Origin of the sequence: Sphingorhabdus lutea, from assembly GCF_001889025.1 — a bacterium.
In the GTDB taxonomy this organism is placed as follows: domain Bacteria; phylum Pseudomonadota; class Alphaproteobacteria; order Sphingomonadales; family Sphingomonadaceae; genus Sphingorhabdus_B; species Sphingorhabdus_B lutea.
This window is the reverse complement of record NZ_CP018154.1, coordinates 2,008,326-2,031,959: the sequence shown is the minus strand read 5'-3', so window position 1 is coordinate 2,031,959 and position 23,634 is coordinate 2,008,326. Positions and strand designations below refer to the sequence as shown.

At 46.0% G+C, this 23,634-nt stretch carries 24 protein-coding genes; 10 read left to right on the top strand and 14 right to left on the bottom strand.

Going from position 1 to position 23,634, the window contains the following annotated elements; all coding sequences use genetic code 11:
* Positions 1-15: 15 nt before the first annotated feature.
* Both rsmD and LPB140_RS09685 read right to left on the bottom strand, forming a co-directional pair.
* Entirely contained in the window at positions 16-573 is a 558-nt protein-coding gene (gene rsmD / locus LPB140_RS09690) for a 16S rRNA (guanine(966)-N(2))-methyltransferase RsmD (protein WP_072559659.1), read from the bottom strand.
* Between the two features lie 3 nt (positions 574-576).
* Positions 577-1,680 carry a pseudouridine synthase gene (locus LPB140_RS09685; RefSeq protein ID WP_232223392.1) on the bottom strand — a complete coding sequence of 368 codons (1,104 nt, stop codon included), beginning with the start codon at positions 1,678-1,680 and terminating at the stop codon, positions 577-579.
* 64 nt (positions 1,681-1,744) lie between these two features.
* Between LPB140_RS09685 and LPB140_RS09680 the strand changes: the two genes are divergently transcribed.
* Positions 1,745-3,112: an AmpG family muropeptide MFS transporter gene (locus LPB140_RS09680; protein ID WP_083550270.1), complete on the top strand. Its 1,368-nt coding sequence runs from the start codon at positions 1,745-1,747 to the stop codon at positions 3,110-3,112.
* Between the two features lie 15 nt (positions 3,113-3,127).
* Here LPB140_RS09680 and LPB140_RS09675 read toward each other — a convergent pair whose 3' ends face one another.
* A complete protein-coding gene (locus LPB140_RS09675) occupies positions 3,128-3,571 on the bottom strand; it encodes a DUF6628 family protein (protein WP_083550268.1) in 444 nt (147 codons plus the stop codon).
* A gap of 234 nt (positions 3,572-3,805) precedes the next feature.
* Positions 3,806-5,164 (bottom strand): bifunctional folylpolyglutamate synthase/dihydrofolate synthase, encoded by a 1,359-nt coding sequence (locus LPB140_RS09670; protein ID WP_072559658.1) that lies wholly within the window; start codon positions 5,162-5,164, stop codon positions 3,806-3,808.
* Between the two features lie 133 nt (positions 5,165-5,297).
* On the opposite strand from LPB140_RS09670, the gene hppD reads away from it, so the two are divergent.
* From hppD to LPB140_RS09655, 3 genes are read left to right on the top strand one after another with little or no spacing between them, the layout of a single operon-like run.
* Positions 5,298-6,365: a 4-hydroxyphenylpyruvate dioxygenase gene (hppD, locus tag LPB140_RS09665; protein ID WP_072559657.1), complete on the top strand. Its 1,068-nt coding sequence runs from the start codon at positions 5,298-5,300 to the stop codon at positions 6,363-6,365.
* Positions 6,362-6,919 (top strand): VOC family protein, encoded by a 558-nt coding sequence (locus LPB140_RS09660; protein WP_072559656.1) that lies wholly within the window; start codon positions 6,362-6,364, stop codon positions 6,917-6,919. Before hppD ends, LPB140_RS09660 begins: the two co-directional genes overlap by 4 nt.
* 4 nt (positions 6,920-6,923) lie before the next feature.
* Complete coding sequence (locus LPB140_RS09655; protein WP_072559655.1) at positions 6,924-7,931, top strand: fumarylacetoacetate hydrolase family protein; 1,008 nt, start codon at positions 6,924-6,926, stop codon at positions 7,929-7,931.
* 74 nt (positions 7,932-8,005) lie between these two features.
* Here LPB140_RS09655 and LPB140_RS09650 read toward each other — a convergent pair whose 3' ends face one another.
* From LPB140_RS09650 to LPB140_RS09620, 7 genes are all read right to left on the bottom strand, one after another.
* Positions 8,006-9,049 (bottom strand): type II secretion system F family protein, encoded by a 1,044-nt coding sequence (locus LPB140_RS09650; protein WP_072559654.1) that lies wholly within the window; start codon positions 9,047-9,049, stop codon positions 8,006-8,008.
* Positions 9,046-10,017 (bottom strand): type II secretion system F family protein, encoded by a 972-nt coding sequence (locus LPB140_RS09645; RefSeq protein WP_072559653.1) that lies wholly within the window; start codon positions 10,015-10,017, stop codon positions 9,046-9,048. Before LPB140_RS09645 ends, LPB140_RS09650 begins: the two co-directional genes overlap by 4 nt.
* Before the next feature lie 63 nt (positions 10,018-10,080).
* Entirely contained in the window at positions 10,081-11,355 is a 1,275-nt protein-coding gene (locus LPB140_RS09640) for a P-loop NTPase family protein (protein ID WP_072559652.1), read from the bottom strand.
* A 2-nt stretch (positions 11,356-11,357) separates the two neighbouring features.
* On the bottom strand, positions 11,358-11,972 hold the full coding sequence (locus LPB140_RS09635; protein WP_072559651.1) for a CpaD family pilus assembly protein: 615 nt from the start codon (positions 11,970-11,972) through the stop codon (positions 11,358-11,360).
* A gap of 26 nt (positions 11,973-11,998) precedes the next feature.
* The gene (locus tag LPB140_RS09630) at positions 11,999-13,594 is read right to left on the bottom strand and encodes a type II and III secretion system protein family protein (RefSeq protein WP_198024104.1); all 1,596 of its coding nucleotides are present in this window, start codon (positions 13,592-13,594) and stop codon (positions 11,999-12,001) included.
* Between the two features lie 48 nt (positions 13,595-13,642).
* Complete coding sequence (gene cpaB, locus LPB140_RS09625) at positions 13,643-14,629, bottom strand: Flp pilus assembly protein CpaB (protein ID WP_072559649.1); 987 nt, start codon at positions 14,627-14,629, stop codon at positions 13,643-13,645.
* Positions 14,630-14,674: 45 nt separating this feature from the next.
* Positions 14,675-15,148: an A24 family peptidase gene (locus tag LPB140_RS09620; protein WP_072559648.1), complete on the bottom strand. Its 474-nt coding sequence runs from the start codon at positions 15,146-15,148 to the stop codon at positions 14,675-14,677.
* 83 nt (positions 15,149-15,231) lie between these two features.
* Between LPB140_RS09620 and LPB140_RS09615 the strand changes: the two genes are divergently transcribed.
* The 3 genes from LPB140_RS09615 (at position 15,232) to LPB140_RS09605 (ending at position 17,656) form a co-directional block, all read left to right on the top strand.
* Positions 15,232-16,203, top strand: coding sequence for an alpha/beta fold hydrolase (locus LPB140_RS09615; RefSeq protein WP_072559647.1), 972 nt, complete (start codon positions 15,232-15,234; stop codon positions 16,201-16,203).
* A gap of 18 nt (positions 16,204-16,221) precedes the next feature.
* Positions 16,222-17,358, top strand: coding sequence for an NAD(P)/FAD-dependent oxidoreductase (locus LPB140_RS09610; protein ID WP_072559646.1), 1,137 nt, complete (start codon positions 16,222-16,224; stop codon positions 17,356-17,358).
* Positions 17,359-17,479: 121 nt separating this feature from the next.
* Positions 17,480-17,656, top strand: a complete 177-nt coding sequence (locus LPB140_RS09605; protein ID WP_072559645.1) for a YegP family protein — start codon at positions 17,480-17,482, stop codon at positions 17,654-17,656.
* A 49-nt stretch (positions 17,657-17,705) separates the two neighbouring features.
* On the opposite strand, the gene rnhA is transcribed toward LPB140_RS09605, so the two are convergent.
* Genes rnhA through ispH form a run of 3 tightly spaced genes read right to left on the bottom strand, consistent with a single transcriptional unit; the run spans position 17,706 to position 20,060 of the window.
* Positions 17,706-18,155: a ribonuclease HI gene (rnhA, locus tag LPB140_RS09600; protein ID WP_072559644.1), complete on the bottom strand. Its 450-nt coding sequence runs from the start codon at positions 18,153-18,155 to the stop codon at positions 17,706-17,708.
* Positions 18,143-19,102, bottom strand: coding sequence for a homoserine kinase (gene thrB / locus LPB140_RS09595; protein ID WP_072559643.1), 960 nt, complete (start codon positions 19,100-19,102; stop codon positions 18,143-18,145). Before thrB ends, rnhA begins: the two co-directional genes overlap by 13 nt.
* Before the next feature lies 1 nt (position 19,103).
* A complete protein-coding gene (gene ispH, locus LPB140_RS09590; protein WP_072559642.1) occupies positions 19,104-20,060 on the bottom strand; it encodes a 4-hydroxy-3-methylbut-2-enyl diphosphate reductase in 957 nt (318 codons plus the stop codon).
* 262 nt (positions 20,061-20,322) lie between these two features.
* Between ispH and LPB140_RS09580 the strand changes: the two genes are divergently transcribed.
* The 3 genes from LPB140_RS09580 (at position 20,323) to LPB140_RS09570 (ending at position 23,589) form a co-directional block, all read left to right on the top strand.
* Positions 20,323-20,973 (top strand): hypothetical protein, encoded by a 651-nt coding sequence (locus LPB140_RS09580; protein ID WP_418346531.1) that lies wholly within the window; start codon positions 20,323-20,325, stop codon positions 20,971-20,973.
* Positions 20,974-21,098: 125 nt separating this feature from the next.
* Positions 21,099-22,826: an arginine--tRNA ligase gene (argS, locus tag LPB140_RS09575; protein ID WP_072559640.1), complete on the top strand. Its 1,728-nt coding sequence runs from the start codon at positions 21,099-21,101 to the stop codon at positions 22,824-22,826.
* A 43-nt stretch (positions 22,827-22,869) separates the two neighbouring features.
* On the top strand, positions 22,870-23,589 hold the full coding sequence (locus tag LPB140_RS09570; protein WP_198024103.1) for an SPOR domain-containing protein: 720 nt from the start codon (positions 22,870-22,872) through the stop codon (positions 23,587-23,589).
* Positions 23,590-23,634 lie beyond the last annotated feature (45 nt).

Genomic DNA, 23,634 nt, shown 5'->3' with positions numbered 1-23,634 from the left:
TAGGGAACAAATAGATTATTCGCAAGTGGGCATTTGCGCGCGCAGCAAAGTTAATTTTGCCTTGCCAACCTTGCGGCTGGTGTCAATGGCATATCCCTTTATTTCAATGTCGCTTTTATGATCGGTTTCCAAACTTATCCATGCATCATCCGCAATCCATCCCAAACGGGATAATTTATCAACGGCAACCACACCAGCATTGGTGGCATAGGGCGGATCGGCAAGGATGATGTCATATCCGCGCTGTGCAGGGCCAAGGGTTAAAACCGAAACGGGGCGGACATCGCATTTCATTTCGGCATCCAAATTGGCGATATTTTTGCGGAGCGCGGTTAAGGCGGCGGGATCTTGTTCCACAAATGTCACATGCGCCGCGCCGCGTGACAATGCCTCCAACCCCAATGCGCCAGATCCAGAAAATAAATCAAGGACGTATAGGCCGTTAAAATTGCCAAGGCGGCTGTTCAACATGGAAAATAATGTTTCGCGTGTGCGGTCGGCGGTGGGGCGGGTGGTATCCCCCTTTGGTGCGACGATGGGCCGCGAACGCCATTGTCCGGAAATAATACGCATTATTTATCCCTTTTTCGCCAATTGCGTGTCAAGCGTCTTACGGAACATGACAAGGTCAAATTTGCGCACCTCGCTAATATCTGCCGGGGCCATTTCGCCAAGGGTAAATGCGCCATAGCTGGTGCGGATTAACCGGCTTACCTTTAATCCCAAATGTTCAAGAACGCGGCGAACCTCGCGGTTTTTACCCTCGGTCAGGGTGATTTCAATCCATTGATTGCTGCCTGTGCGGCGTTCCAAATTGGCGTGAATGCGGCCATATTTTATGCCGTCAATTTCAATGCCATTAAATAAATCCTCCAATTGTTCCTGTGTTACATCGCCAAATGTTCGGGCGCGATAGGTGCGTTCAACTCCGGTGGAGGGCAATTCCATTTGGCGCTTAAACTCGCCATCATTGGTCATTAACAATAAACCTTCGGTATTCAGGTCCAATCGGCCAATGGGCATCAGGCGGGGTAAATCGGCAGGCAGAAAGTCATAAATAGTCTTGCGGCCCGAAAAATCACGCTCCGCAGTTAAACATCCATTGGGTTTGTGGAACAGGAATAATTTGGTCGGCTCTGCCTGTTTCACCAAATTTCCATCCACGCTTATCCCATGTAGGGTTTTTAACATTGTTGCGGGGGTGGTTATGGGCACACCGTCACGTTCCACGCGGCCATCGGCAATCATGCGCTCCACCTCTCGGCGGCTGGCAACCCCAGCTCTCGCCAATAATTTGGCAATGCGTTCTTCGCCATCTTTACGTTCCAAATTGCCTTTTGATGGGGCAGCATTTGCCGGGCGGCGTGGCCGAAAGGCGCGTTTTTCATCTGGCCTACCGGGGGAGGGTAAATGGCGGCGCGGTTTACCCTTGCTGTCGCGCGGGCCGGAATATTCGGCCTCTGCCATGCTGTCCAATTCGGGCTGCCATCCAGTTTTGGCGGGCCGCACTATATTTTTTGCGCGGGACATATTTTTATTTGCACGTGCGTCATCGCTGGGCCGTGGTGATAATTTGGGGCGTTTCTCGCCCTTTGCACCTTGTGCATTATGGGCTTTGGGGGGGCGTTTTTCGGTCATATTGTCCCCATGAACCAAAAATTGATAAAAGTCACTGGCCATTCATGAAAAATGCTTTAGCTATTGGCGATATAAACAGATTTTTTAAAATGGGTGGGGATAATCCATGAGCAATAGTTATTATTGGTTGGCCGCAGGGGCGATATTTTTATTGTTGGTGAAATTTTTCCCAAAGGAAAAATTACCTTCATCGGTTAAACCCTATTTTGAATCTGGTCCTTTGGCCGCATTATTTGTCGGCATGTCCTCTGGATTTCCCTATGCCATGATTGGCGCGACATTGACGACAAGATTGGCTCAGGATGGCATTGATAAAAAGGCGGTGACGGCTTTCTCGCTTATATTCCTTGCCTATAATTTCAAATTTTTATGGGCATGGATTGTTGATGGGGTGACATTGCCCCTTATTGGCCGATTGGGCCAACGTGTTTCATGGATGCTATTTAGTGGGGTTTTGGTGATTGCGGCTGTGGCCAATTTGGCCTTTGCTGACCCGTCTGCTGATATTGCCTATGTTGCTTTATCCGCGATTTTCGTGGGCATTGCGGGTGCAACCTATGATATTGTTATTGATGGATATCGTATTGAATTGTTAAAACCAGAACAATTGGGCGTTGGTTCGGGGATGAGCCAATATGGTTGGCGCATTGGATCGGCGGGGGCTGGCGCATTGGCACTTGTCGTGGCGGCGCGTTATGGCTGGAACATTGCCTATTTGGCATGTGCAGCCTTTGCCTTGCCCGCCATGATAACGGCGTTGATAATGGGTGAGCCGGCGCGCCGGCGCGACCCGATTGAGCGTAAAACTATCGCCCAAATGGCGGCAGCGGCCTATAATCCCTTTGTTGAGTTTTTCCAACGCCATGGCGCATGGTTGGTTTTATTATTCATCCTATTACATAAAATTGGTGACACTTTGGCCAATTTGACATTCCGTTTATTATTCGAAGATTTGGGCTTCACCAATGATGAAGTGGCCTTTTACGATGTGGGTATAGGGTTTTGGGCATATTTAATCGGCATTTTCATTGGCGGCATGATTTACAGCCGTTTGGGGATGAAAAAATCGGTGATGCTAAGCCTTATTTTAATGGCGGTTAGCAATCTTTCTTTTGCCGGACTTGCCGCATCGGGGCATAATAATTGGGCGATGGCAGCGGCAATTGGGTTTGAAAATATTGCCAGCGGTTTTGGCGGCGTTGCCGTGGTCGCATATTTCTCTGCGCTTTGTGATTTGCGATTTACCGCATCGCAATATGCGTTAATCTCTGCGGGGGCGAGTATTGTGGGCCGTTTCTTAACCGGTACGACGGCGGGCGGCTTGATTGAAGGTGTGGGCTATGTCAATTTTTATATATTGACCACCTTTGCCGCATTGCCCGGCATTTTCCTTTTTTGGTTTTTGTTGCGGTCCGGATTGGTCGATGAGGCGGCGGGTACAGCGGGTAAAACCGATGATGGAGAGACGACTTAAATCGTCTCTCCATTTTTAATCATCCTGCATTTGGGATGATATAGGATGGCCCAAATCGGTAAAGGCCGCGCTTAACGCCTGTGCACATGTTAAAAGGCGCATATTATCGACCATGCCAGTCAACAGCGTTAAATGCGAAGTTGCTTTGTGCGGATTGTCCAAAGATAAAGCAAGGATAGTCAGCATGTTTTTTTCATCATGGGTGGCGCGGCGACAGCAACAGGGCGCGATTTTGATCCTTTTCACCGATGTTTTGGCACTTTCCTGCATATAATTGCGGAGCAGGATTAATGGGCGTTGATAGGATAGGCCGAAATTATTGAGCATTGCATTTGCTGCCATTGCATCATGCAAGCCCCACGCGCCCATGCGGCGCACACAATATAAAATTAGCATTTGCGCGCGCGATTTTGGCACCTGATAGGGCAGGATTTTCATCATTTCTTGTTGATTTAACATATTTGCTCCTTCTTTTTGAAGGATGCAATTATTGTTATTGCAAGTCAATATCAATAATAAGATATAAGCTATTTTTTGTTGAAGTGATGTTCCAATAGCTTATTTATCGCATCAAAATAATGCTTTATCATCATTGCATGAGCGCATGCAAAGTGGATAAATTATAGCAGTTGCTGTATCTTTGAGGATTATATAATATTTATGGGCATATTCATGCGCGCCAATAATTGCCCATTAAATCGGGATTTGGTCATTTTTACGCAAAATTTCACCTGCCAAATATAGCGATCCGGAAATCAGCATTTTATGCGTATATTCTGTGCCTGTTGCCATCTTTGCTGCAATGCCAATAGCTTGTTCGACTTGAAACGCGGGAAATTGATGCTTTATGCCGGCATCCTTTGCAATATTGCAAAGCATTTCGGGGTGATAATGATCATGACCATCAATGGGCAAGGCGATGAATATATCAATATAGGGCGCCAATATATTAATAAATGCAGATGCATCCTTATTGGCCAGCATGCCGAATATTAAGATGAATTTTTCACCATTCATGCTTTGCTGTGCCAAAAATTGGGCCACACGCTGCGCCGCATCCACATTATGCCCGCCATCCAACCATATGGCTATATTTTGCGGCAATGGTGCGGTTAAGGGGCCGTTGGCCAAAGCTTGTAATCGCGCGGGCCATCGAACATTTTTGACCATGTCAAGATAGGCAGATTCAGGGATATGAAGCGTATTTTGGTGACGCAGCATCGCGGTGGCGAGCAAGGCATTTTCCGCCTGATGCTGCCCATAAAGGGCGGGCAGTGCGATTCTAATCGAAAAATCATCATCGCGATATTCGATATGGCTTTCATCATAATTGCCCCACCATGCATCGCCCTGTTTATATATTATCGCACCTGCATTTTTGGCCGCTAATTTAATACCGTTCATGGCATTTGCGCATGGATTTGCGATGATAAGAGGGCGGCCCGTTTTGGCAATTCCTGCCTTTTCCCATCCAATACGCTCCATTGCTATGGTTGGTGTACCTTTTTCGGGGGCAAGCAAAAACGTCTCATGATCAATGCCAAGGGAGGCTATGCCAGTGACAAGTGGGGATGTAATGACATTGGTTGCATCTAACCGTCCGCCAAGGCCGACCTCGATAATACAGGCATCGGCAGGGTTTTTTGCAAAGGCAAGGAACATGGCGGCTGTAGTGACCTCAAAAAAACTGGCGTGAATATCCTCTGCTATGTCCAGAATTTGAGCCAGCAATTGGGCCAAATAATCATCTTTAATTAACTGACCCGAAATGCGGATGCGTTCGTTAAAATTGACCAAATGCGGGCTGGTATAAATATGAACCTTATGGCCCGCTGCCTCCAACGCGCTTCGCAGGAATGCGATAGTTGACCCCTTGCCATTTGTGCCCGCCACATGGAAAATGGGCGGTAAGTCAAGGTGCGGATTGCCTAATCTTTCCAATAATATTGTGATGCGTTCAAGGCCAAGCACGTCCTTTCCCGGGGAAAGATTCCATAGGCGGTCCAATTGATGTTGGACAAGCGGGTTAGTGGATTTTGCATAATCGGCCATATTTCCTCCACCTAGCGTGAAGCGAAAAAATAAAGAAGCGAAATAAAAGATTTGCTGCATCTTTTTGCTTGCACAATATAGTTGCAATTGTTACCATATTTGCCATAAATTATTTAATTCAAAGGATGCATGAATGACCAATTATCCCAATCCCGCCGGTCTAGACGGTTTTGAATTTGTTGAATATACCCATCCAGAGCCAGAATTATTGGCCAATTTATTTGAAGCCATGGGATTTACTTTATATTCCACGCACCGCAGCAAAAATGTGCGCCATTATACGCAAGGTGACATAAATTTCCTGTTGAATATGGAACCAGAGGGGCAGGTTGCCGAATTTCGCGCCGATCATGGTCCATCGGCAAATGCCATGGCGTTTCGCGTAAATGATGCGCGCGCGGCATTTGACCATGTTGTGGCCAATGGTGCAGAGGCAGTGCAGGGCCCTGTTGGGCCAATGGAGCTTTCCATTCCCGCGATTAAGGGGATTGGTGGGTCAAATTTATATCTGGTCGATCGTTATGGTGCGAACAGCATATATGATGTGGACTTTAAACATGTGGAGGGCGCGGGCCGTGATGATAAATCGGTTGGCCTGCACACATTGGACCATTTGACGCATAATTTGAAACGTGGCGGCATGGATATTTGGGCTGGTTTTTATGAAAAATTGTTCAATTTTCGTGAAATACGTTATTTTGATATTGAGGGTAAATCTACCGGTCTATTTTCAAAGGCGATGACCGCGCCGGATGATAAAATTCGCATCCCATTAAATGAAAGTCAGGATGACCATAGCCAGATTGAAGAATTTATCCGCGAATATCGCGGCGAGGGGATTCAGCATATTGCATTGGCCAGCGATGATATTTTCGCCACGGTTGATGCGCTGCGTGCGCGGGGCATTAAATTTCAGGACACACCCGATACCTATTATGAAATGTTGGATCAGCGATTGCCCGGCCATGGCCATGATGTTGCCGAAATGCAAAAACGAAAAATCTTAATTGACGGTGCACCGGAAACGGGCGGCGGATTATTATTGCAAATTTTTACCGAAAATATGGTCGGCCCAATATTCTTTGAAATTATCCAGCGCAAGGGGAATGACGGTTTTGGTGAGGGCAATTTTAAGGCTTTGTTTGAAAGCATTGAATTGGACCAAATGAGGCGCGGTGTTATTCCGGCGACAAAATCATGAACGGGCCATCATCATCCCCCATTTCAATATCGCGCATTCATCATGTTGCCTATCGATGCAATGATGCAAAGGAAACGGCGGATTTTTACCAAAATCTTTTGGGGATGAAATTTACCACCGCCTTTGCAGAGGATCATGTGCCATCAACGGGCGAATATGACCCCTATATGCATATATTTTTGGAAATGGGCGGCGGCAATGTCATCGCCTTTTTCGAATTACCCAATCAGCCCAAAATGGGCAAAGACCCCAATACACCGGCATGGGTGCAGCATATTGCATTTGAAGTCAGCGATGTTGAAGCATTATTGGCGGCCAAGGCGCATATCGAAACACAGGGTGTTGAGGTTATCGGGCCGACATTTCACGGAATTTTCCGTTCAATATATTTCTTTGATCCCAATGGTCATCGGCTTGAACTTGCATGCAATATAGGCAATGCTGAACAATATGCAGAATTGCACCGCGTTGCCCCATTAATGTTGGACGAATGGAGCCAAACCAAAAAAGCACCGCGCCACGCAGATTGGTTGCATAAAGATCCGGAGGAGTAATTTCATGAAATTGGCATCGCTTAAAAAAGGTCGTGATGGACAGCTTGTCGTCGTGTCTGATGATTTGGCATGGTATGCAGAGGCGGGGCATATTGCACCGACCATGCAATATGCATTGGACAATTGGGCCGATATTGCCCCGCATTTGGAGGCATTAGCAACTGACCTTGCCCATGATGTTATTCCGAAGCATCGTTTTCATGAACGGGTGGCGGATGCGCCATTACCCCGCGCCTATCAATGGGCCGATGGTTCGGCCTATGTCAATCATGTCGCATTGGTTCGACAGGCGCGCGGCGCAGAAATGCCCGATAGTTTCTGGCATGACCCGTTAATGTATCAGGGCGGGTCAGATGAATTTTTGGGACCGCGCGACCCAATTAAATTAGCCGATGAGGCATGGGGTTGTGATTTTGAAGCGGAAATTGTGGTGGTCACCGACGATGTCCCCCAAGGGGTTAGCGCATCGGATGCGTTAAAACATATTAAATTGGTCGGTTTGGTCAATGATGTGTCGCTGCGTAATTTAATTCCTGCTGAAATTGGCAAGGGGTTTGGTTTTGTCCAATCCAAACCCGCCAGTGCATTATCCCCAGTTTTTGTGACGCCTGAAAAATTGGGTGAATATTGGCAGAATGGCAAATTGCACCGCGCTTTATTGGTTGATTATAATGGCTCCCATTTTGGCAGGGCTGTGGCGTCCGATGATTGCACATTTGATTTTGGCGTTTTAATCGCGCATCTTGCCAAGACGCGCAATTTGGGCGCAGGCAGCATCATTGGTTCAGGTACAGTTTCCAATCGCGGCGCCGATGGTGGGCCAGGTAAACCCGTATCCGAAGGCGGGCTGGGATATAGCTGTATTGCTGAAATCCGCATGGTGGAAAAAATCCAAATGGGGGAAATGAAAACAGCATTCATGACCCATGGCGATATTATCCGGATAGAGGTTCAGGATGATGCAGGGCATAGTATTTTTGGCGCGATTGAACAGCAAGTGGTCACTGTTTAAAAACAGATAGACCATTAAATAAAAAAGCCCGCTACGAAAAATAGCGGGCTTTTTTGTGTAGTTTATTTATATATTTATGTTGTCGAACCTGCGCCGCCAGGGGCAAATGCATCGCCGATTGAACATGCCGCAGGACCAAGGATCACGATGAACAAGGTGGGCAGAATGAACAAAATAAGCGGAATAGTCATAATGGCGGGCAGACGGGCCGCTTTTTCTTCGGCGCGCATCATCCGATCGTTTCTGAACTCAGCGGATAAAACGCGAAGCGCAGATGCCAAGGGCGTACCATATTTTTCGGTTTGGATCATGGTCGTCACCACGCCTTTAATCGCATCTAAATCCACGCGATATGCCAAATTTTCAAATGCCTGACGCCGTTCGGATAAAAAGCCAAGCTCGATAGAGGTAAGCGCAAATTCATCGCCCAATTCGGGATAACCACGGCCAAGTTCCTTTGCCACACGGTTAAACGCCACGTCCACGGTCAGGCCAGCTTCTGCACAAATCACCAAAAGGTCTAGCGCATCGGGAAGTCCTTTACGAATGGCATCGGTCCGTTTGGCAATAATATTACCCAAATAAATATCCGCCGCCTTATACCCAATGATGGTGCAAACCGCGAACACGCCAAATTTTTTCAGCGGACTCCAATCGGCCAGCATCCCAAAACCATATATGGCAAGCGCACTGCCGCCACCAAGCACGATAGGCAGGATTAAACGGCTGAAAATAACAGTAACGGCCAATTCTTTGCGTCTAATGCCGGCTTGGAATAATTTTTGCTGTGCTTCTTTAACCTGATCAGTCTGTAAAACCTTCATCGACGACAGCATGTTGCGCATTTTATCGGTAGTATTGCTTTGCCCGACAAGTTTGGCCCGTTTTTTGGCCGTTGATGCGGTAATACCCGCCTTTAATTGTTCGCGCCGTTCGTTTAACGCCTTAACGCGTTTTGCCATCGGGTCACGCACAGTCAATGCAGCATAAATGGCGACTATCACGCCCAGCGCGGCAAGGCCGAATAAAATGGTGGCGACCCACAAAACATCCACGCCATAAAGGGTTGGTCCCTTAATTTGCGCCTGTGCCAATATTGGTAATAATGTAATATTCATATTTCAAAACTCACCATCTTGGCCATAATGGCCACACCAATACCCATCCACACAAGGCCGATTATGCCCGCAATGATTAAGCGTTCTTCGTAAAAAAATCCGCCCAAATAATCCGGGTTAACATACCATACCATTGCGAAAACAAGGAAAGGCAGTGAACCAACGATATAGGCCGAAGCCTTTGATTCAGATGACATGGCCCGAATTTTCAATTTCATTTGCGCACGGCTGCGCAGCACATTGGCCAAATTTGCCAATGTTTCGGCCAAGTTACCGCCGGTTTCACGTTGAATGGCCAGGGTAATGACGAAAAATTGAAATTCCGGCGTGTCCAAACGATCGGCAGATTCTTGAAGCGCGTCCTCCATGGTTTTACCGATTTTAATTTTTTCGGTTACCATTTTAAATTCTTCGCCAACTGGCCCATCTACTTCGCGTCCCACAACGCCCAATGTTTCACCAACGGGCAAACCGGATTTTAATCCGCGAACTAATAATTCAATTGCATCGGGAAAACTTGACGTGAAATTTTTGATCCGTTTGTTGATTAAATGCCCCACAAACATATGGGGTAAGGCAAGACCCAATGAAATGCCCACAAAAACGGCCAATAATAAGGGTGCGCCTTTTAAGAATAACAACATAAAAAATACAGCAGCAATAGAGGCACAGGCAATTAAATAATTTTTAATTTCCCATCTTTTGCCGGTTTGGGTTAGCCGCAATCTTAATTTGTCTGACCTGCTTAATTGGCTGATATCCGATGCGTTAATGGGGCGGCGCGCGGCAATCGCCTTGCGCATTTGTTGTTCCACCTTAACATCCGAACTATCGGAATGGCGAACGCGAATGGCATTTATCCGTTTTGCAACGGTTTTGCCCGCACCATCATTAAACGCCAAAAAAGCGAGGACAATGAAGCCAAGTACGCCTGACAAAGTCAAAAATATGGTCAGTTGTGAATTCATTTATTCGGTCCTCATATATTCTTAAAATCAGGCTATTGGGCAGAAATTTACCGCCCAAATTACCTATGCATCTACCTTTGGCTTGGTGGATAAAATGGATTTTAAATCACCAATTTTGCCAAATAATGATTTTGACTTTTTGCCTTCATCGCCTTCTTCGGCTGGTGCGGCAGAGCCTTCGACCATGTCGGACAATGTAGTTACAAATTGGCTGATTTTCGAAGATGACACCGCCTGCACAACCGGTTGGCCAAGCTTTGACGCCTGTGCCATTGATTTAAAGTCAGCAGGAATAATAAGATCAATTTTCATGTCGATTGAATCTTCAAAGTCCTTGCGTGATAATTCACTGCCTGAACTATGTGTTTTATTGGCGACGATGAAAATCTTGCTATTTGGCGAATTGCTTTTTAACCAAGCAATGATGCGAATGGCATCACGTGCAGAGGCCAAGGTAAGCTCACATACAACAATATTAACGTTCACATCATGCACAAGATGCGGATAATTGACCAGCATATTGCGCGGTAAATCAATCACTGTTGCTTCAAATGAAGCTCTAAATTCTTCCTGTAATTGGTAAAATGCGCTGCCGTCGCTCATCAATGGATTATTCATTGATGCCTCGGCAGATAAAATTGCCAATTTATCATTTGCCTTAATCATCGCGCGTTCGATGAACAAACCATCAATACGGCTGGGATTATCAATGGCATCGGTCAGGCCGCGGCCTGGTTCTAAATCCAAAGTCAAGGCGCCCGTGCCAAAATGCACGTCCAAATCCAAATATCCAGTGCTATGGCCTTTTTTCTCGCTAAAAATCCATGCAAGGCTGGTGGCGATTGTTGATGCGCCAACGCCGCCTCTTGTGCCAATAACTGCGGTGGAAATATGAATTTTCTCACCAGCATTTTCTTCATGCTTTGGCGCGGTTAATGCAATTTGCGCCTGTGCAAATGCATCGCGCAAGCTGTCTGGGCTAATTGGTTTAAGCAGATAATCATGCAATCCAGAGATGATTAAATCACGATATAGACGAACGTCATTTACCTGTCCCATGGCAATAACAATAGTGCCAGGCTCGCATACTTCGGCCAGGGAATTAATGTCATTTAATGGATCGCCGGACTCGGACAAATCAACAAGAAGGATTTGCGGGCTTGCCGATACAGAAAGCGACTGCACTGCATTACGTAAACCGCCCTTAAAGCATTTTTCTTCTGCCCATCCCATTTCGCCGACAACACTGCGGATGACATCGGATGTGGCATCGTCACAAACATAGGCGCCATATGGGTCTTTGTCAGAGGATGATCCTGATTTCCAAGGTGCATTCATGATTAATTACCTCCTGCGCTTCCGGTTGTTTTTGCTTTTGCGCGATAGGCATCAACTGCCTTTGTTTTATCGCGTGCTTGGTTGCGATTATCCTCGCGGCCGCGCACTAAATCTTCTGGGTCGGCAACCATGGCTGCCAAATTGCTGTTCATGGCGCATCCATGATTGGAATGATTTCCGCCATTGAAATTGGAATCGGTTGATGTGCTCCAATCTGGGCAGGATGGCACAGCTGCGGTAGAGCGGCTAACCACGATACGAACCGTTCCTGGTGCAATATATCCCGGGGTTACTGGCGCAGTTTCGGATATTAACATGCCATGGCGCGATGCCATTTCTGCCAATGATTGTTTTGATCCATATCCATTACGATTATCCCCCGCATCAATAGCAATTTTGTCGCCATAGCCAAGGCCAAGGGCCTCCATCCATTCCGCAGCGCGCACTGCTTCGCGTCCTGAAATTGCGCCATTGCCATCAACATTAACGTCCAATACGTAATTTGTACGGGTTACAACGGGTTGATGCACGGAATATAGGCCGGATGATGGAGCGCCGCCACATGCTGCAACAGTTGATCCGGCCAAGATGGCGAATAAGAAATTTCTGACTTTCATGTCTATTCTCCTAAATTTGTTTCAGATCAATTATTAAAGCTGAAGCCAGGGGTTGATGCATTATTGCTAGGCGCGGTGTTTTTTTGACCAGACACAGGCGCAGATGATTGTGGTGGGGCATTAAATCCAGGATCGGTCACCGTTTCGGTTTGGACCGTGGGACCTGGACGTTTGACGTCCGCATTTTTCTTGGAAACTTTGCCCAATAATAACCGTTCCAAATCATTGGGAGATTCAAAACCATCGGTCGGCAAGACAATTTCACTTTCCGAAACAGGCTTCACCAAATATGGCGTCACAATAATCATCAATTCGGTTTCATTTTTGCGCCAGCCATTTGATTTGAACAAGCTACCCAAAATGGGAATATCGCCAGCGCCGGGCATTTTATCGACCGAACTTTGCATGCTATTGCTGATTAACCCGCCAATCATAAAGCTTTGGCCAGAGCCAAGCTCCACCGTGGTTTCAACGGTTCGCGTGGTCAGGGCAGGGATTTCCAAACCATTGATACGCACAGCGCCTTGGCTTGAAATATCCGAAACCTCTGGCTTTACGCGCAATGAAATGCGGCCATCGGATAAAACGGTTGGCGTGTAGGTTAAGCTGACACCATAATTTCTAAATTCAACCGATGTTGAACCAAGACCAGATGATACGGGAATGGGGAATTGGCCGCCAGCCAAGAAGTTGGCAGTTTCACCCGAAACAGTTGTCAAATTTGGTTGTGCCAATGTGGTGATTAAACCTGCTTGTTCAGAAGCATCCAATGCCGCGCCAACATCCATGCCAAATAATGTCGCGATGCCGGCAATTGCGCTTGCCCCTGTTGTGGGGTTGTTAAATGTAACAGCCCGACCACCAGTCACAAATTGTCCGGTTGCAGGATCAAAGGGCAGGCTGAGTGAACCAGCGGGCAACCCATAATTTGACGACGCATCAACAAGTGGCAAGGAAGATGTATCAACATCGCCAATGGTAACCGCGTTGCGGCCACGGGCTAAACCAAATTGGAAACCATTTGTATTATCCCGCGTCACCAAATTAGAGGTGATTGCTTTAGATAGAGAACGGCTGACCTCGGCAATGCGGACCTGTAAATTCACCTGCATTGGGGTGGCGGTTTTCAAACGGTTCACCACCTGAACATCACCGGAAAATGCCTTTAACAATGATTCCGCTTCGGCGGCATCTTCGGGTTGGGCAACGGTTCCGGTAAGCAAATATACACCATTTAATTTGGTGATATTCACCTGTGCATCAGGCATGGCCAGAGCAAACATATCGTCAACATTTTCGATATTTTGGCCCACTCTAATCGTGACCTGATAAACTGTTTTACCCGCCGCATTGGTTGCATATACCGTTGTTTCACCAGCCGCTTTACCGAAAATATAAATTTGACGCGGTGATTTAACATCAACATCGGCAATACGCGGATCGGCAACCACAATATCGGTAATCGCACTGGTCAGATTAACCTGTTTACCATTCCCAATGGACAGCAATACTGGTTCTGCCGCTTGGGCGCTGACGCTAAATGGCAGGGCAATAGTTGCAGAGGCCAATACCGATAGCGACATTGCCATCGCGGTGGCTGAGCTTAAAAAGCGGGTTTTCATCGCATAATTCCTGTCTTTTTTATTGAGGATGGTCATCAGACGTTCCAATTAAAATTCTACTTGTTGTCTGTTGCCGCCGCGTGAGATGTTCACGACCGGGCCTTTTCTTATTTCCTCAATTTTTTCTTGTTGTTTTGCGGTCATTGGGGGGATGGTGCTGCGTTGGAAACGAGAGACATCACCGCCTGTTGAATATGAAGTTTTTCCAGATGTTGGCTTTTGGGCCAGCCCACGTAGGATTTTTTCTTCTTCCTCGCGGCTTGCGCCTTTTGGAATGTTCAAATTGCCTGATGCAAGGGCGCTTTCAATCGCGGCGCTATTATCGGCAAGTGAACGAAGGGAGAGGCTGATTGTGCCAATGGTTTGCGCAACGGAGATTTTTTCTGCGATACGCGGAGTGGCTTCTAAAGTGACCAATTTATAAGAATTAACCACAGTATTACCCTTATCATCAAGGCTGGGCTGTGCTCTTTGATCGGTTGCCAGCACGCGCATGTTGCGAATGATGGTTTCCGAAACATTTAATGTCGGCCCCTCAACACCATTTACCTTTTGCGTTAGAACCAAATCTACACGGTCACCAGGGAAGACAAATCCTGCTACACCGGTTAATGCCGATACAGGAACAGTCACTGCGCGCATGCCAGGGCCAAGCGCCGCCGCAAGGAAACCGCGATCGCCAGGTGCAACCAAAGCACCTTTTGTAATCGGTTGACCAGCGGTAATGGGGTTGCGCACAACCGTACCATCAAGCTCTTGCGCCAGATTCGCACCTGCTTCGCCTTTTTTTACAAAATAGGCTTCTTCGATAAGGTCCTTTGGCCAAGGCTGATAGCGATAGCTGTCCGCCGTAATAATAGTGCCAACTGGCAACGAACGAGTCGCCACCAATATCATTGGGCCGCTGGGCGCGGCTGGCTTTTGTGCTTGAGCAACAGGCGCAGAAGAGCCTGACCACAAACTTTTTGCCATAAATGCTGCAAACATTGCGAAAACAATCGCACCGACCAGCAATATTACTTTTTTCTTATCCATGACGAACTTGGCCTCCTAAGGGTCCTTCGGTTGAGACACCCTTATTCACGTAAAATGGTTAAAAATTCGTTCACTGACTGTCCATAAAGCGGACACAGCGATTGCAACCCCATATGGGATTTGTAATTTTCTCTTTGATTTGAATGCGATATGCCACATCAACAAAAGAACGGTTAATAGCCCGCCACAAACAGCGGCGTATAAAAGCATTTTTGCCACGGTGACGAAATCAAACCAAAATGCCAAAGCGGCAAATAATTTAACATCGCCGCCGCCCATCCATCCAAATTTATGGAAAATGGAATAAAATAGGAATGTTCCTATCCCAATGGCAAGATGTGTTGCGATGGCTGAAAAAGAAGTGTCGCCTGTTGCATACCAATAAATTGGCGCTGCAAGCGCAATAGGCAAAGTGATATAATTATAGATTAGCCTAGATTTGAAATCGGTATATATGCAATAGCATAGGTTGATTCCTAAAAAGACCCCAAGGGCGTATTGTATATATGTTTCAGTCATGAATATGACTATTAACCATCAATACTTACCAAATAGTAACTACGGCCAAAGGATTGTAAAAAAAAAGAAACGGAAATTCGCAAATGAACAATAAAGTTAAATTTAATGGCCGTAAAATACCAGTTAATGCGAGTGAAAGCCTTTGGAGTGCCAATGATGGGTGGTTGATTAGACGAATCGATATAAAGGCAAATAAACAACAGCCTGATTCTATTGACTCTATTAAGCCCAAGGGGTCTTTATTATTTTTGCCCGGTCGCGGTGATCATTATGAAAAATATTTGGAAACCTTGGTTCAATTTTCCGAAAATGGATTAAATGTAACGGCAATTGATTGGCGTGGGCAGGGGCTTTCCGGTCGGTTATTGGCCGATCAAAATGTTGGTTATATTGATGATTTTTCCACATGGATTGACGATTTAACCGGTTTTTATGAAAAATGGGCGGCGAATAATGTAGGGCCGCATATTGTTGTTGCGCACAGCATGGGCGGGCATTTGGCTGTCCGCGCATTGGCAGAGAAAAAAATAAACCCTGATATGGTGATTTTATCAGCGCCTATGCTATCTATGCAATCGGGCGGTATGCCGCGCTGGTTTAATCATTTTGCTGTAAAAATGATGGTTGCATTGGGCAGGGGCGAAAAACCAGCATGGAAAGTAAGTGAGAAACCATTATCGCCGGAATCGATGAGGTCGAGAATTTTAACGCATGATGCAGAGCGTTATGATGATGAAATTTTCTGGTGGGGGGAACGGCCAGAGGTGAAATTAGGCCCGGGCAGTTGGCATTGGGTTGAACGCGCCATGCAATCAGTTCATGATTTGGACAATGATACCATTATGGGGGCAATAAAAACGCCTACTTTGATATTGGCCACTACAAATGATAAATTGGTAGATACGGGACGCATTATTAAAGATGCTAAACGTATGCCCAATGCAAAATTGGTGCTATATGGAAAAGAGGCCGCGCATGAATTATTGCGGGAAGCCGATCCGGTCAGGGACAAGGTGATGGGCGAAATTTTTGATTTTATTCAAAAGCATAGTTGATTGATATTGGCCTAACGCATGAGCGATTATGACATAATAATTATTGGCGCAGGCATTGCGGGGGGCAGCCTTGCGGCCTTTCTGCCTGATAATTTGAACATTGCATTATGTGAGATGGAGGATATGCCAGGGCGGCACTCAACGGGCCGTTCCGCCGCATTTTGGTCCGAAAGCTATGGCGGGCCATTGGTCGAACCATTGACCAGCGCATCGGGGCAATTTTTAATGACGCCGCCAAAAGATTTTAATGAAGAGGGTTTTTTATCCAATCGGGGTGCGCTGCATATTGGAACTAAGCTGGATGACGGGCAAAGGCAAAAATTTTTAACTGCATATGAAATGTCAAATTTTGCATATGAATTGGTAAATAAAGCGCAAATTGAGACAAAAATTTCCGGTCTGCGCGGCGAATGGGATATTGGTATTTGGGAACCAAATTGCCGGGATATAAATGTCGCCGCATTGCATCATTCATTTTTGCGCCAAGCACGAAAAAAGCAAATTGATATTAAATGTAATGCTGAATTATTAAAGGCTATATGGAAAAATGGGCAATGGCATGTTGATATAAAGGGGGCGCATTTCACCGCCAAAATATTGGTGAATGCGGCCGGAGCATGGGCGGATAATGTGGCACAAAATTGCGGCATCAACCCTTTATCCATCCGTCCATATCGGCGCACCATGATTGAATTGGAGGTGGAACGACAAGATGACATGCCCACCCCCTTAATCTTGGGATTGGATGGCAGTTTTTATTTTAAAGATAGTGGTAAAAATCATATTTGGCTAAGCCCGCATGATGAAACCGCATCCCCGCCATGTGATGTATCGGCCGATGAAATGGACGTTGCAATTGCCATAGACAGGTTTCAAAAAGTGGTGAATTGGCCGATAAAAAAAATGGTGACTAAATGGGCGGGGCTGCGCAGTTTTGCACCCGACAGATTGCCCATTATTGGCGCGGATAAAGGCAATGATCATTTTTTCTGGTTGGCTGGACAGGGTGGATTTGGCATTCAAACATCGCCTGCAATTGCCGCCCTTGCTGCGAGAAAATTAAGTGAATTTATATTTGGTGAAAATAGAGTGGATAGAATGGCGCAAAATATCCCCATAATTGATAATATTCAATATTCACCGGCAAGGTTTTGAACAAAAATTTAATCCGGTGTAAAATGGTATAAAATAATGTAATTACTCAATATAATATTTGCACCCCACATATTTTTATTGATATATTGTTGCAATAATTATCGTCAAGAGAGGAAAAATCATGGCACATTATTTTGAAATTAAAAAAAATAAAAAGGGTGAGCATGTCGCCTATTTTAAATATAATAGCGAAACAATGTTTTGGACCGAGGGATATAGTAGCAAAAAATCTGCCCTAAACGCCATTGAATCAATTCAGAAAAATGGACCTACTGCTGAAATTCGCGAGGCAGAATAGTCAAATGGCCATATAATATTTTGGCCTGAATTTTAATTGATTAGCTGGTTTAATTTATCAACGCGGCGGCTTCATCTGCCGCGCTTGTCGCCAAAGCATCGGCGCGTTCATTTTCAGCATGGCCAGCATGACCCTTTACCCAATTCCATGTTACCTGATGACGCTTTATTGCTTCAATCAATTCATGCCACAAATCGGCGTTTTTAACCGGTTTTTTGGATGCATTTTTCCAGCCATTGCGTTTCCATCCGTCAATCCAACGGTTCATGCCATCGCATAAATATTTGCTGTCAGTATATAATTGCACGTCGCAAGGTTCGATTAAAATATTTAACGCCTTTATCGCGGCCATCATTTCCATGCGGTTATTGGTGGTTTCGCCTTCATGGCCGGAAATTTCTTTTTCATGCTTGCCATAGCGAATAATCGCGCCCCAACCACCCGGTCCAGGATTTCCCTTGCACGCGCCATCGGTGTAAATTTCAACTAATTTGGCCATTTTACCCCATGTTCAATATAATGCTGCAGCCGCCTATAATATATTAAAGGATCTTTACGCATCACCAAAGCCGATGGCGGTGTGTTAATCCAATCATATAGACGCGATAGAAAAAATCGCATCGATGCGCCCCTGCATAATATGGTGAACATTGTTTTTTCTTCGTCACTTAATATGCGATGTTGTTGATAACCCAATAAAAACATATTGCCAATATTTTCTTGGTAGATATTTGTTTCAGAATGAAACGACCATGCGCTGTGCGCGATGGCAACGTCAAATAATGCAATGTCGCTACACGCGAAATAAAAATCTATAATTGCATTTACTTTTTCATTTAATATCAAAAGATTGTCAGGAAAGTAATCGGCATGTATGGTGGATTTGGGGAGGGATTTTGGCCAATAAGCCTCTAAAAAACCACATTCCAATTTCATATTGTCGATCAATTCATCGCCAAAGCTGTCTCGGGCCTCTTTCTCACATGATGCCAGCAAATTGGCCCAATGCGCTTGGCCCATTTTATTTTCACGTTGTTGTGTAAATCCATGCGCTGCAAGATGCATTTGGCCCATAGCCTTGCCCGCCTCAAGCGCCAATTTTTCGGTCGGATGTTGAAGCGATACGCCCTCCATAAATTCAATAAGACATGCCGATTTTCCCGCAATTTGTTGAACCACATTACCCGATTTATCCTTAATAAAGGCGGGAACGGGGCAGTTAGAGGTGCTTAAATGATCAAGCAAGGAGATATAATAGGGCAAATCATTCACATCGACCCGTTGTTCATAAATGGTCAAAATATATCGGGCTTTATCGGTTTCCAACAGGAAATTGCTATTTTCAACACCCTCGGCAATGCCTTTTAAGCTTATTAAATTGCCGGCATCAAAATTTTCTAAAAATAAATCGACTTGTTCGGCCGAAACCTGCGTAAATACAGCCATATTATGCCGCAGTCTCAAGCTGTTTGGGAAGTTTAAAGGCGATATTTTCTTCAACCGTTTGAATGGTTTCAATTTCCAATTCATATTTGGTGGCAATACGGTCAATCACCTCTTGAACCAATATTTCCGGCGCAGATGCCCCGGCGGTTAAGCCAATTACTTTGACGCTTTCGGGCCAATTAAATAAAATTTCATCTGCGCGTTGCACCAATTTTGCTTCGCAACCCATCCGCGCGGCCAATTCCACCAATCGCATGGAATTGGAGCTGTTGGGTGCACCAATGACCAATAAAACATCGCTATTCCGTGCTATTTTTTTAACGGCATCTTGCCTGTTGGATGTTGCATAGCAAATATCCTCGCCCTTGGGCGCGACTATTTGAGGAAATCTGGTCTGTAAAATATTGATAATTTCGGTCGTATCATCAACGGACAGAGTAGTCTGCGTCAAAAATGCGAGATTTTCAGGATCTTGCACTTCAATTTTTTCGGCATCTTCTTTGGTTTCAATCAATGTCATCATGCCATTGGCCACTTGACCAAATGTGCCGATAACCTCTGGATGATTGGCATGGCCAATAAATAAGATATGCCGTCCAGCAGCAACCTGCCGCTCTGCCTGTCTATGCACCTTTGACACAAGCGGGCAGGTGGCGTCAAAATATTCAAGATTGCGGTTTTGCGCGTCAATTGGTACGGATTTCGGAACTCCATGAGCCGAAAAAATAACATGGGCGCCCGATGGCACTTCGTCCAATTCCTCAACGAAAATTGCGCCCTTTGCCCGCAAATCATCCACAACATATTTATTATGCACAATTTCATGGCGCACATAAACCGGCGCCCCATGTTTTTTTAAGGCAAGTTCGACAATTTTAATCGCGCGGTCCACACCGGCACAAAAACCGCGCGGTGCAGCAAGCAAGATTTTCATCGGCATTTTGGTTGAATCGGTCAAAATGTCACCTCATTCATTTACAGGTCATGTTATCAATGTATTGCATGTAATATCATTTTGTTAAAAATCCATGCTTTTTTGCGGATATTGTGCCAATAAAGGGGTGAAATATTCTTTCATATTCCTGATATGGCTTATTGCATGGCTGGGCTGCAATGGATAAGGACAAGGTGATAGGTAGAAAATTTCATGAAGGGATAGGGATGTTGTTTCATATGATGAGGCTGCGCTGACCCAATATGAATGAATAAGGACAGATATTGTGACGCTGAATAAAAAATTGATTTTATTATCATTGACCATTCCTTTATTGGCCTCTTGCCGGGGCGATGGTGACATTGATGTTTCCAGCGGTGTGGGTATTACCGCATCTCGCACGGGCTGTCCTGCGGTCGCCATTCCCGATGGAACAGGTGATATTACCATTTTTGATCCCGTGACCAGCCAAGATGCCAGCGCTATAGACGTGGTTGCGGTGGTTACCAATGTTCGTTCTGCCTGTAATTCAGAGGGCGAGAAAATTTACACTGAGGCAAATTTTGAGGTGCAGGCACGTCGTTCGGATAATCGCGGCGCACGGACCATCAGCCTACCTTATTTTTCCACCGTGGTGCAGGGCGGCAGCGCGGTTGTTGCCAAACGTATTGGCACGGTGGATATTTCGTTTGCGGATGGCGAATATCGCGCATCTGCACCAGCAAAAGCGGCCAGTTATTTGGACCCAGTGGCGGCGCGTTTACCCGAGGATATAGTTGATAAAATCACCCGTAAACGGCGTGCAGGCGATGCAGATGCTGCGGTTGATCCAATGTCCGATCCTGCGGTTAAATCGGCGATTTTGCGGTCCAGTTTTGAATTGTTAATTGGTTTTCAACTGACCGAAGAGCAATTTAAATATAATGCAACGCGCTGATTTTTAATAATTTGCGCCAATATTTTGGCGTTGAGCGATGAATTTTTTGGGATAGCCATTGATAATGGCTATTCTTTTTGTCATTTGGAATGATGAACTTTTTATTATGGGTTGGATATTGTAACGTGAGCATTTTTGCAAAATTTACTGATGAATTACACAGGATTTTAGACGCGCTGGAGGCGGAAAAAGCCTTGCCTGCAGGTCTGTCACGCGCCAATATAACGGTCGAGCCGCCACGTGATGCCAGCCATGGGGATATTTCAACCAATGTTGCGATGGTGTTGGCCAAACCGGCGGGAACAAATCCGCGCACCTTGGCACAAATTATCCTTCCTAAAATAACCGATTTGGCGATGGTGGATGGCGGCGATATCGCCGGGCCTGGCTTTATCAACCTGCGATTGACGCGGGAAAGCTGGCTGGATGAGCTGAATATTATTGCTAAGTTTGGCGATGAATATGGGCGTTCCATATTGGGCAAGGGGAAAAGGGCAAATATTGAATATGTTTCGGCAAATCCCACCGGCCCCATGCATATGGGCCATTGCCGCGGTGCTGTGGTGGGTGACGCATTGGCCGGATTGATGGAATTTGCCGGATATGAAGTGGTTCGTGAATATTATATCAATGATGCGGGCGGGCAAGTGGATGTGTTGGCGCGTTCGGCCTATCACCGTTATGCAGAGGCATTGGGCCATGATGTGGGCCAATTGGCCGAGGGACTATATCCTGGGGATTATTTAATTCCGGTGGGTAAATTATTGGCCGATAAATTTGGCGATGCCTATTTGGGCAAGGATGAGGCCGAGTGGCTGCAAATTTTCCGCGAAACCGCGGTCGATGCCATGATGGATATGATCAGAGCTGATCTTGGCCTGTTGGGCATAAAGCATGATTTATTTTCATCCGAAGCGGCGCTTCATAAAGAAGGCAAGGCAGAGGAGGCCGAAAAATGGCTGCGTAGCCAGGATTTGGTTTATGATGGTATATTGGAAGCGCCCAAGGGCAAGGTTATAGAGGATTGGGAGCCGATTGAGCTGCCTCTTTTCCGATCAACCAAATTTGGCGATGATCAGGATAGGCCTATTAAGAAATCTGACGGCAAATGGACCTATTTTGGCGCGGATATGGCATATCATCATCAAAAAAGCCATAATGTAGATGTGATGATTAACATTTGGGGGGCGGACCATGCGGGCACGGTAAAGCGGATTAAATCGGCGGTTGCCGCCCTGACCAAGGGGCAAATCGACTTTGACATTAAATTGGTCCAAATGGTTAAATTACTGCGCAATGGCGAACCGGTTAAAATGTCGAAACGTTCCGGCAGCTTTGTGACATTGGCCGAAGTGGTCGAAGAAGTGGGCAAGGATGTGGTGCGTTTCACCATGTTAACGCGCAAGGCCGATGCACAAATGGATTTTGACTTTGCCAAGGTGATTGAGGCGTCAAAAGATAATCCGGTTTTTTATGTGCAATATGCCCATGCCCGTATTTGTTCGACCATCAGAAAGGCAAAAGAAGAAGAAAATTTTGTGCCAAGCGCTGAATTTTTGGATCAATTGGGCGCAGAGGAAATCGCGCTGATTAAAGAAGCGGCCAATTTCCCGCGAATAGTTGAGGCCGCTGCAAAAGCATATGAACCACACCGCATCGCATTTTATTTGGGTGATATTGCAGCAGCTTATCATGCATATTGGAATATTGGTAATGACCGCCCCGAAAAACGCTTCATATTGGCACAGGATGAAAAGCTAAGCTCGGCAAGGCTTTTCTTAGCCGAAAAAATAGGGCAAGTTATTAAAAATGGCCTTCATATTTTGGGGGTTGAGGCAAGTATAAAGATGTAGTTTTATATTTTTAATGACGCTGAAAAAATGCGGGGATGATAATATGATGAATAATGATCACGGATATGATGGGGATGAACAGGGTCTGGGCCTTGATGATACAGAGCGTCTGCCCTGGTTGGAAACGGCGGATGATTATGAATATGATAGCGGCCCTTCATCAAGCAGGATAATCGGGTTATTATTGGCGGGATTGGCCATGTTGGCGGCCATTATTGGCGGTATTTATTGGTGGCAAAGAAACCAAAACGCCCAAGGCGGCATTGGCAATGGTGATTTAATCGTCGCGCAAGAGGGCGATTATAAGGTTAAGGCCGAAGACCCCCAGGGCAAGAGTTTTGAGGGTGAGGGCGATGCGGCCTATGCGGCAAGCGATGGCCGAAAATTGCCCACAGGCGCCGGCCCTGAAAAAGAAAATATGCAAAGCCCCACTGCAAAAGCAGGGGTCAATCCATCGGCAAATGGCAATGAACCGGCCAAGGGTAATGCGGCCGCAAATGGTGCGTCCAATAATGGCGGTGCATCGGGTGCAATGGTGCAGCTTGGCGCGTTTAGCGATTCTGCATCGGCGCAAAATGCATGGTCTGGCCTTTCCAGTCGTTTTGGTTTTCTATCCTCGGCCAACCGTAAAATTGTTGAAGGCAAGGTTGATAATGGCCGCAAAATTTTCCGTTTACAGGCGGGGGTCGGCAATGCTGCACAGGCACAGGATATCTGCGCCAAATTGCGTGCGGCGGGTGAAAATTGCTTGGTTGTTCGTTAATATTATTAAATTTTATGAAAAAGCGGTGCGCGTTTAATATTGGTC

What these genes read in the sequence shown, in the direction of transcription:
- LPB140_RS09615 (WP_072559647.1), top strand. Translation starts at nt 15,232, where the DNA reads ATGAACAATAAAGTTAAATTTAATGGCCGTAAAATACCAGTTAATGCG.
- LPB140_RS09670 (WP_072559658.1), bottom strand. Translation starts at nt 5,164, where the DNA reads ATGGCCGATTATGCAAAATCCACTAACCCGCTTGTCCAACATCAATTG.
- LPB140_RS09650 (WP_072559654.1), bottom strand. Translation starts at nt 9,049, where the DNA reads ATGAATATTACATTATTACCAATATTGGCACAGGCGCAAATTAAGGGA.
- LPB140_RS09610 (WP_072559646.1), top strand. Translation starts at nt 16,222, where the DNA reads ATGAGCGATTATGACATAATAATTATTGGCGCAGGCATTGCGGGGGGC.
- LPB140_RS09660 (WP_072559656.1), top strand. Translation starts at nt 6,362, where the DNA reads ATGAACGGGCCATCATCATCCCCCATTTCAATATCGCGCATTCATCAT.
- LPB140_RS09630 (WP_198024104.1), bottom strand. Translation starts at nt 13,594, where the DNA reads ATGAAAACCCGCTTTTTAAGCTCAGCCACCGCGATGGCAATGTCGCTA.
- thrB (WP_072559643.1), bottom strand. Translation starts at nt 19,102, where the DNA reads ATGGCTGTATTTACGCAGGTTTCGGCCGAACAAGTCGATTTATTTTTA.
- LPB140_RS09645 (WP_072559653.1), bottom strand. Translation starts at nt 10,017, where the DNA reads ATGAATTCACAACTGACCATATTTTTGACTTTGTCAGGCGTACTTGGC.
- LPB140_RS09570 (WP_198024103.1), top strand. Translation starts at nt 22,870, where the DNA reads ATGATGAATAATGATCACGGATATGATGGGGATGAACAGGGTCTGGGC.
- LPB140_RS09685 (WP_232223392.1), bottom strand. Translation starts at nt 1,680, where the DNA reads ATGGCCAGTGACTTTTATCAATTTTTGGTTCATGGGGACAATATGACC.
- rnhA (WP_072559644.1), bottom strand. Translation starts at nt 18,155, where the DNA reads ATGGCCAAATTAGTTGAAATTTACACCGATGGCGCGTGCAAGGGAAAT.
- cpaB (WP_072559649.1), bottom strand. Translation starts at nt 14,629, where the DNA reads ATGGATAAGAAAAAAGTAATATTGCTGGTCGGTGCGATTGTTTTCGCA.
- hppD (WP_072559657.1), top strand. Translation starts at nt 5,298, where the DNA reads ATGACCAATTATCCCAATCCCGCCGGTCTAGACGGTTTTGAATTTGTT.
- LPB140_RS09655 (WP_072559655.1), top strand. Translation starts at nt 6,924, where the DNA reads ATGAAATTGGCATCGCTTAAAAAAGGTCGTGATGGACAGCTTGTCGTC.
- rsmD (WP_072559659.1), bottom strand. Translation starts at nt 573, where the DNA reads ATGCGTATTATTTCCGGACAATGGCGTTCGCGGCCCATCGTCGCACCA.
- LPB140_RS09680 (WP_083550270.1), top strand. Translation starts at nt 1,745, where the DNA reads ATGAGCAATAGTTATTATTGGTTGGCCGCAGGGGCGATATTTTTATTG.
- LPB140_RS09635 (WP_072559651.1), bottom strand. Translation starts at nt 11,972, where the DNA reads ATGAAAGTCAGAAATTTCTTATTCGCCATCTTGGCCGGATCAACTGTT.
- LPB140_RS09640 (WP_072559652.1), bottom strand. Translation starts at nt 11,355, where the DNA reads ATGAATGCACCTTGGAAATCAGGATCATCCTCTGACAAAGACCCATAT.
- LPB140_RS09605 (WP_072559645.1), top strand. Translation starts at nt 17,480, where the DNA reads ATGGCACATTATTTTGAAATTAAAAAAAATAAAAAGGGTGAGCATGTC.
- LPB140_RS09675 (WP_083550268.1), bottom strand. Translation starts at nt 3,571, where the DNA reads ATGTTAAATCAACAAGAAATGATGAAAATCCTGCCCTATCAGGTGCCA.
- LPB140_RS09620 (WP_072559648.1), bottom strand. Translation starts at nt 15,148, where the DNA reads ATGACTGAAACATATATACAATACGCCCTTGGGGTCTTTTTAGGAATC.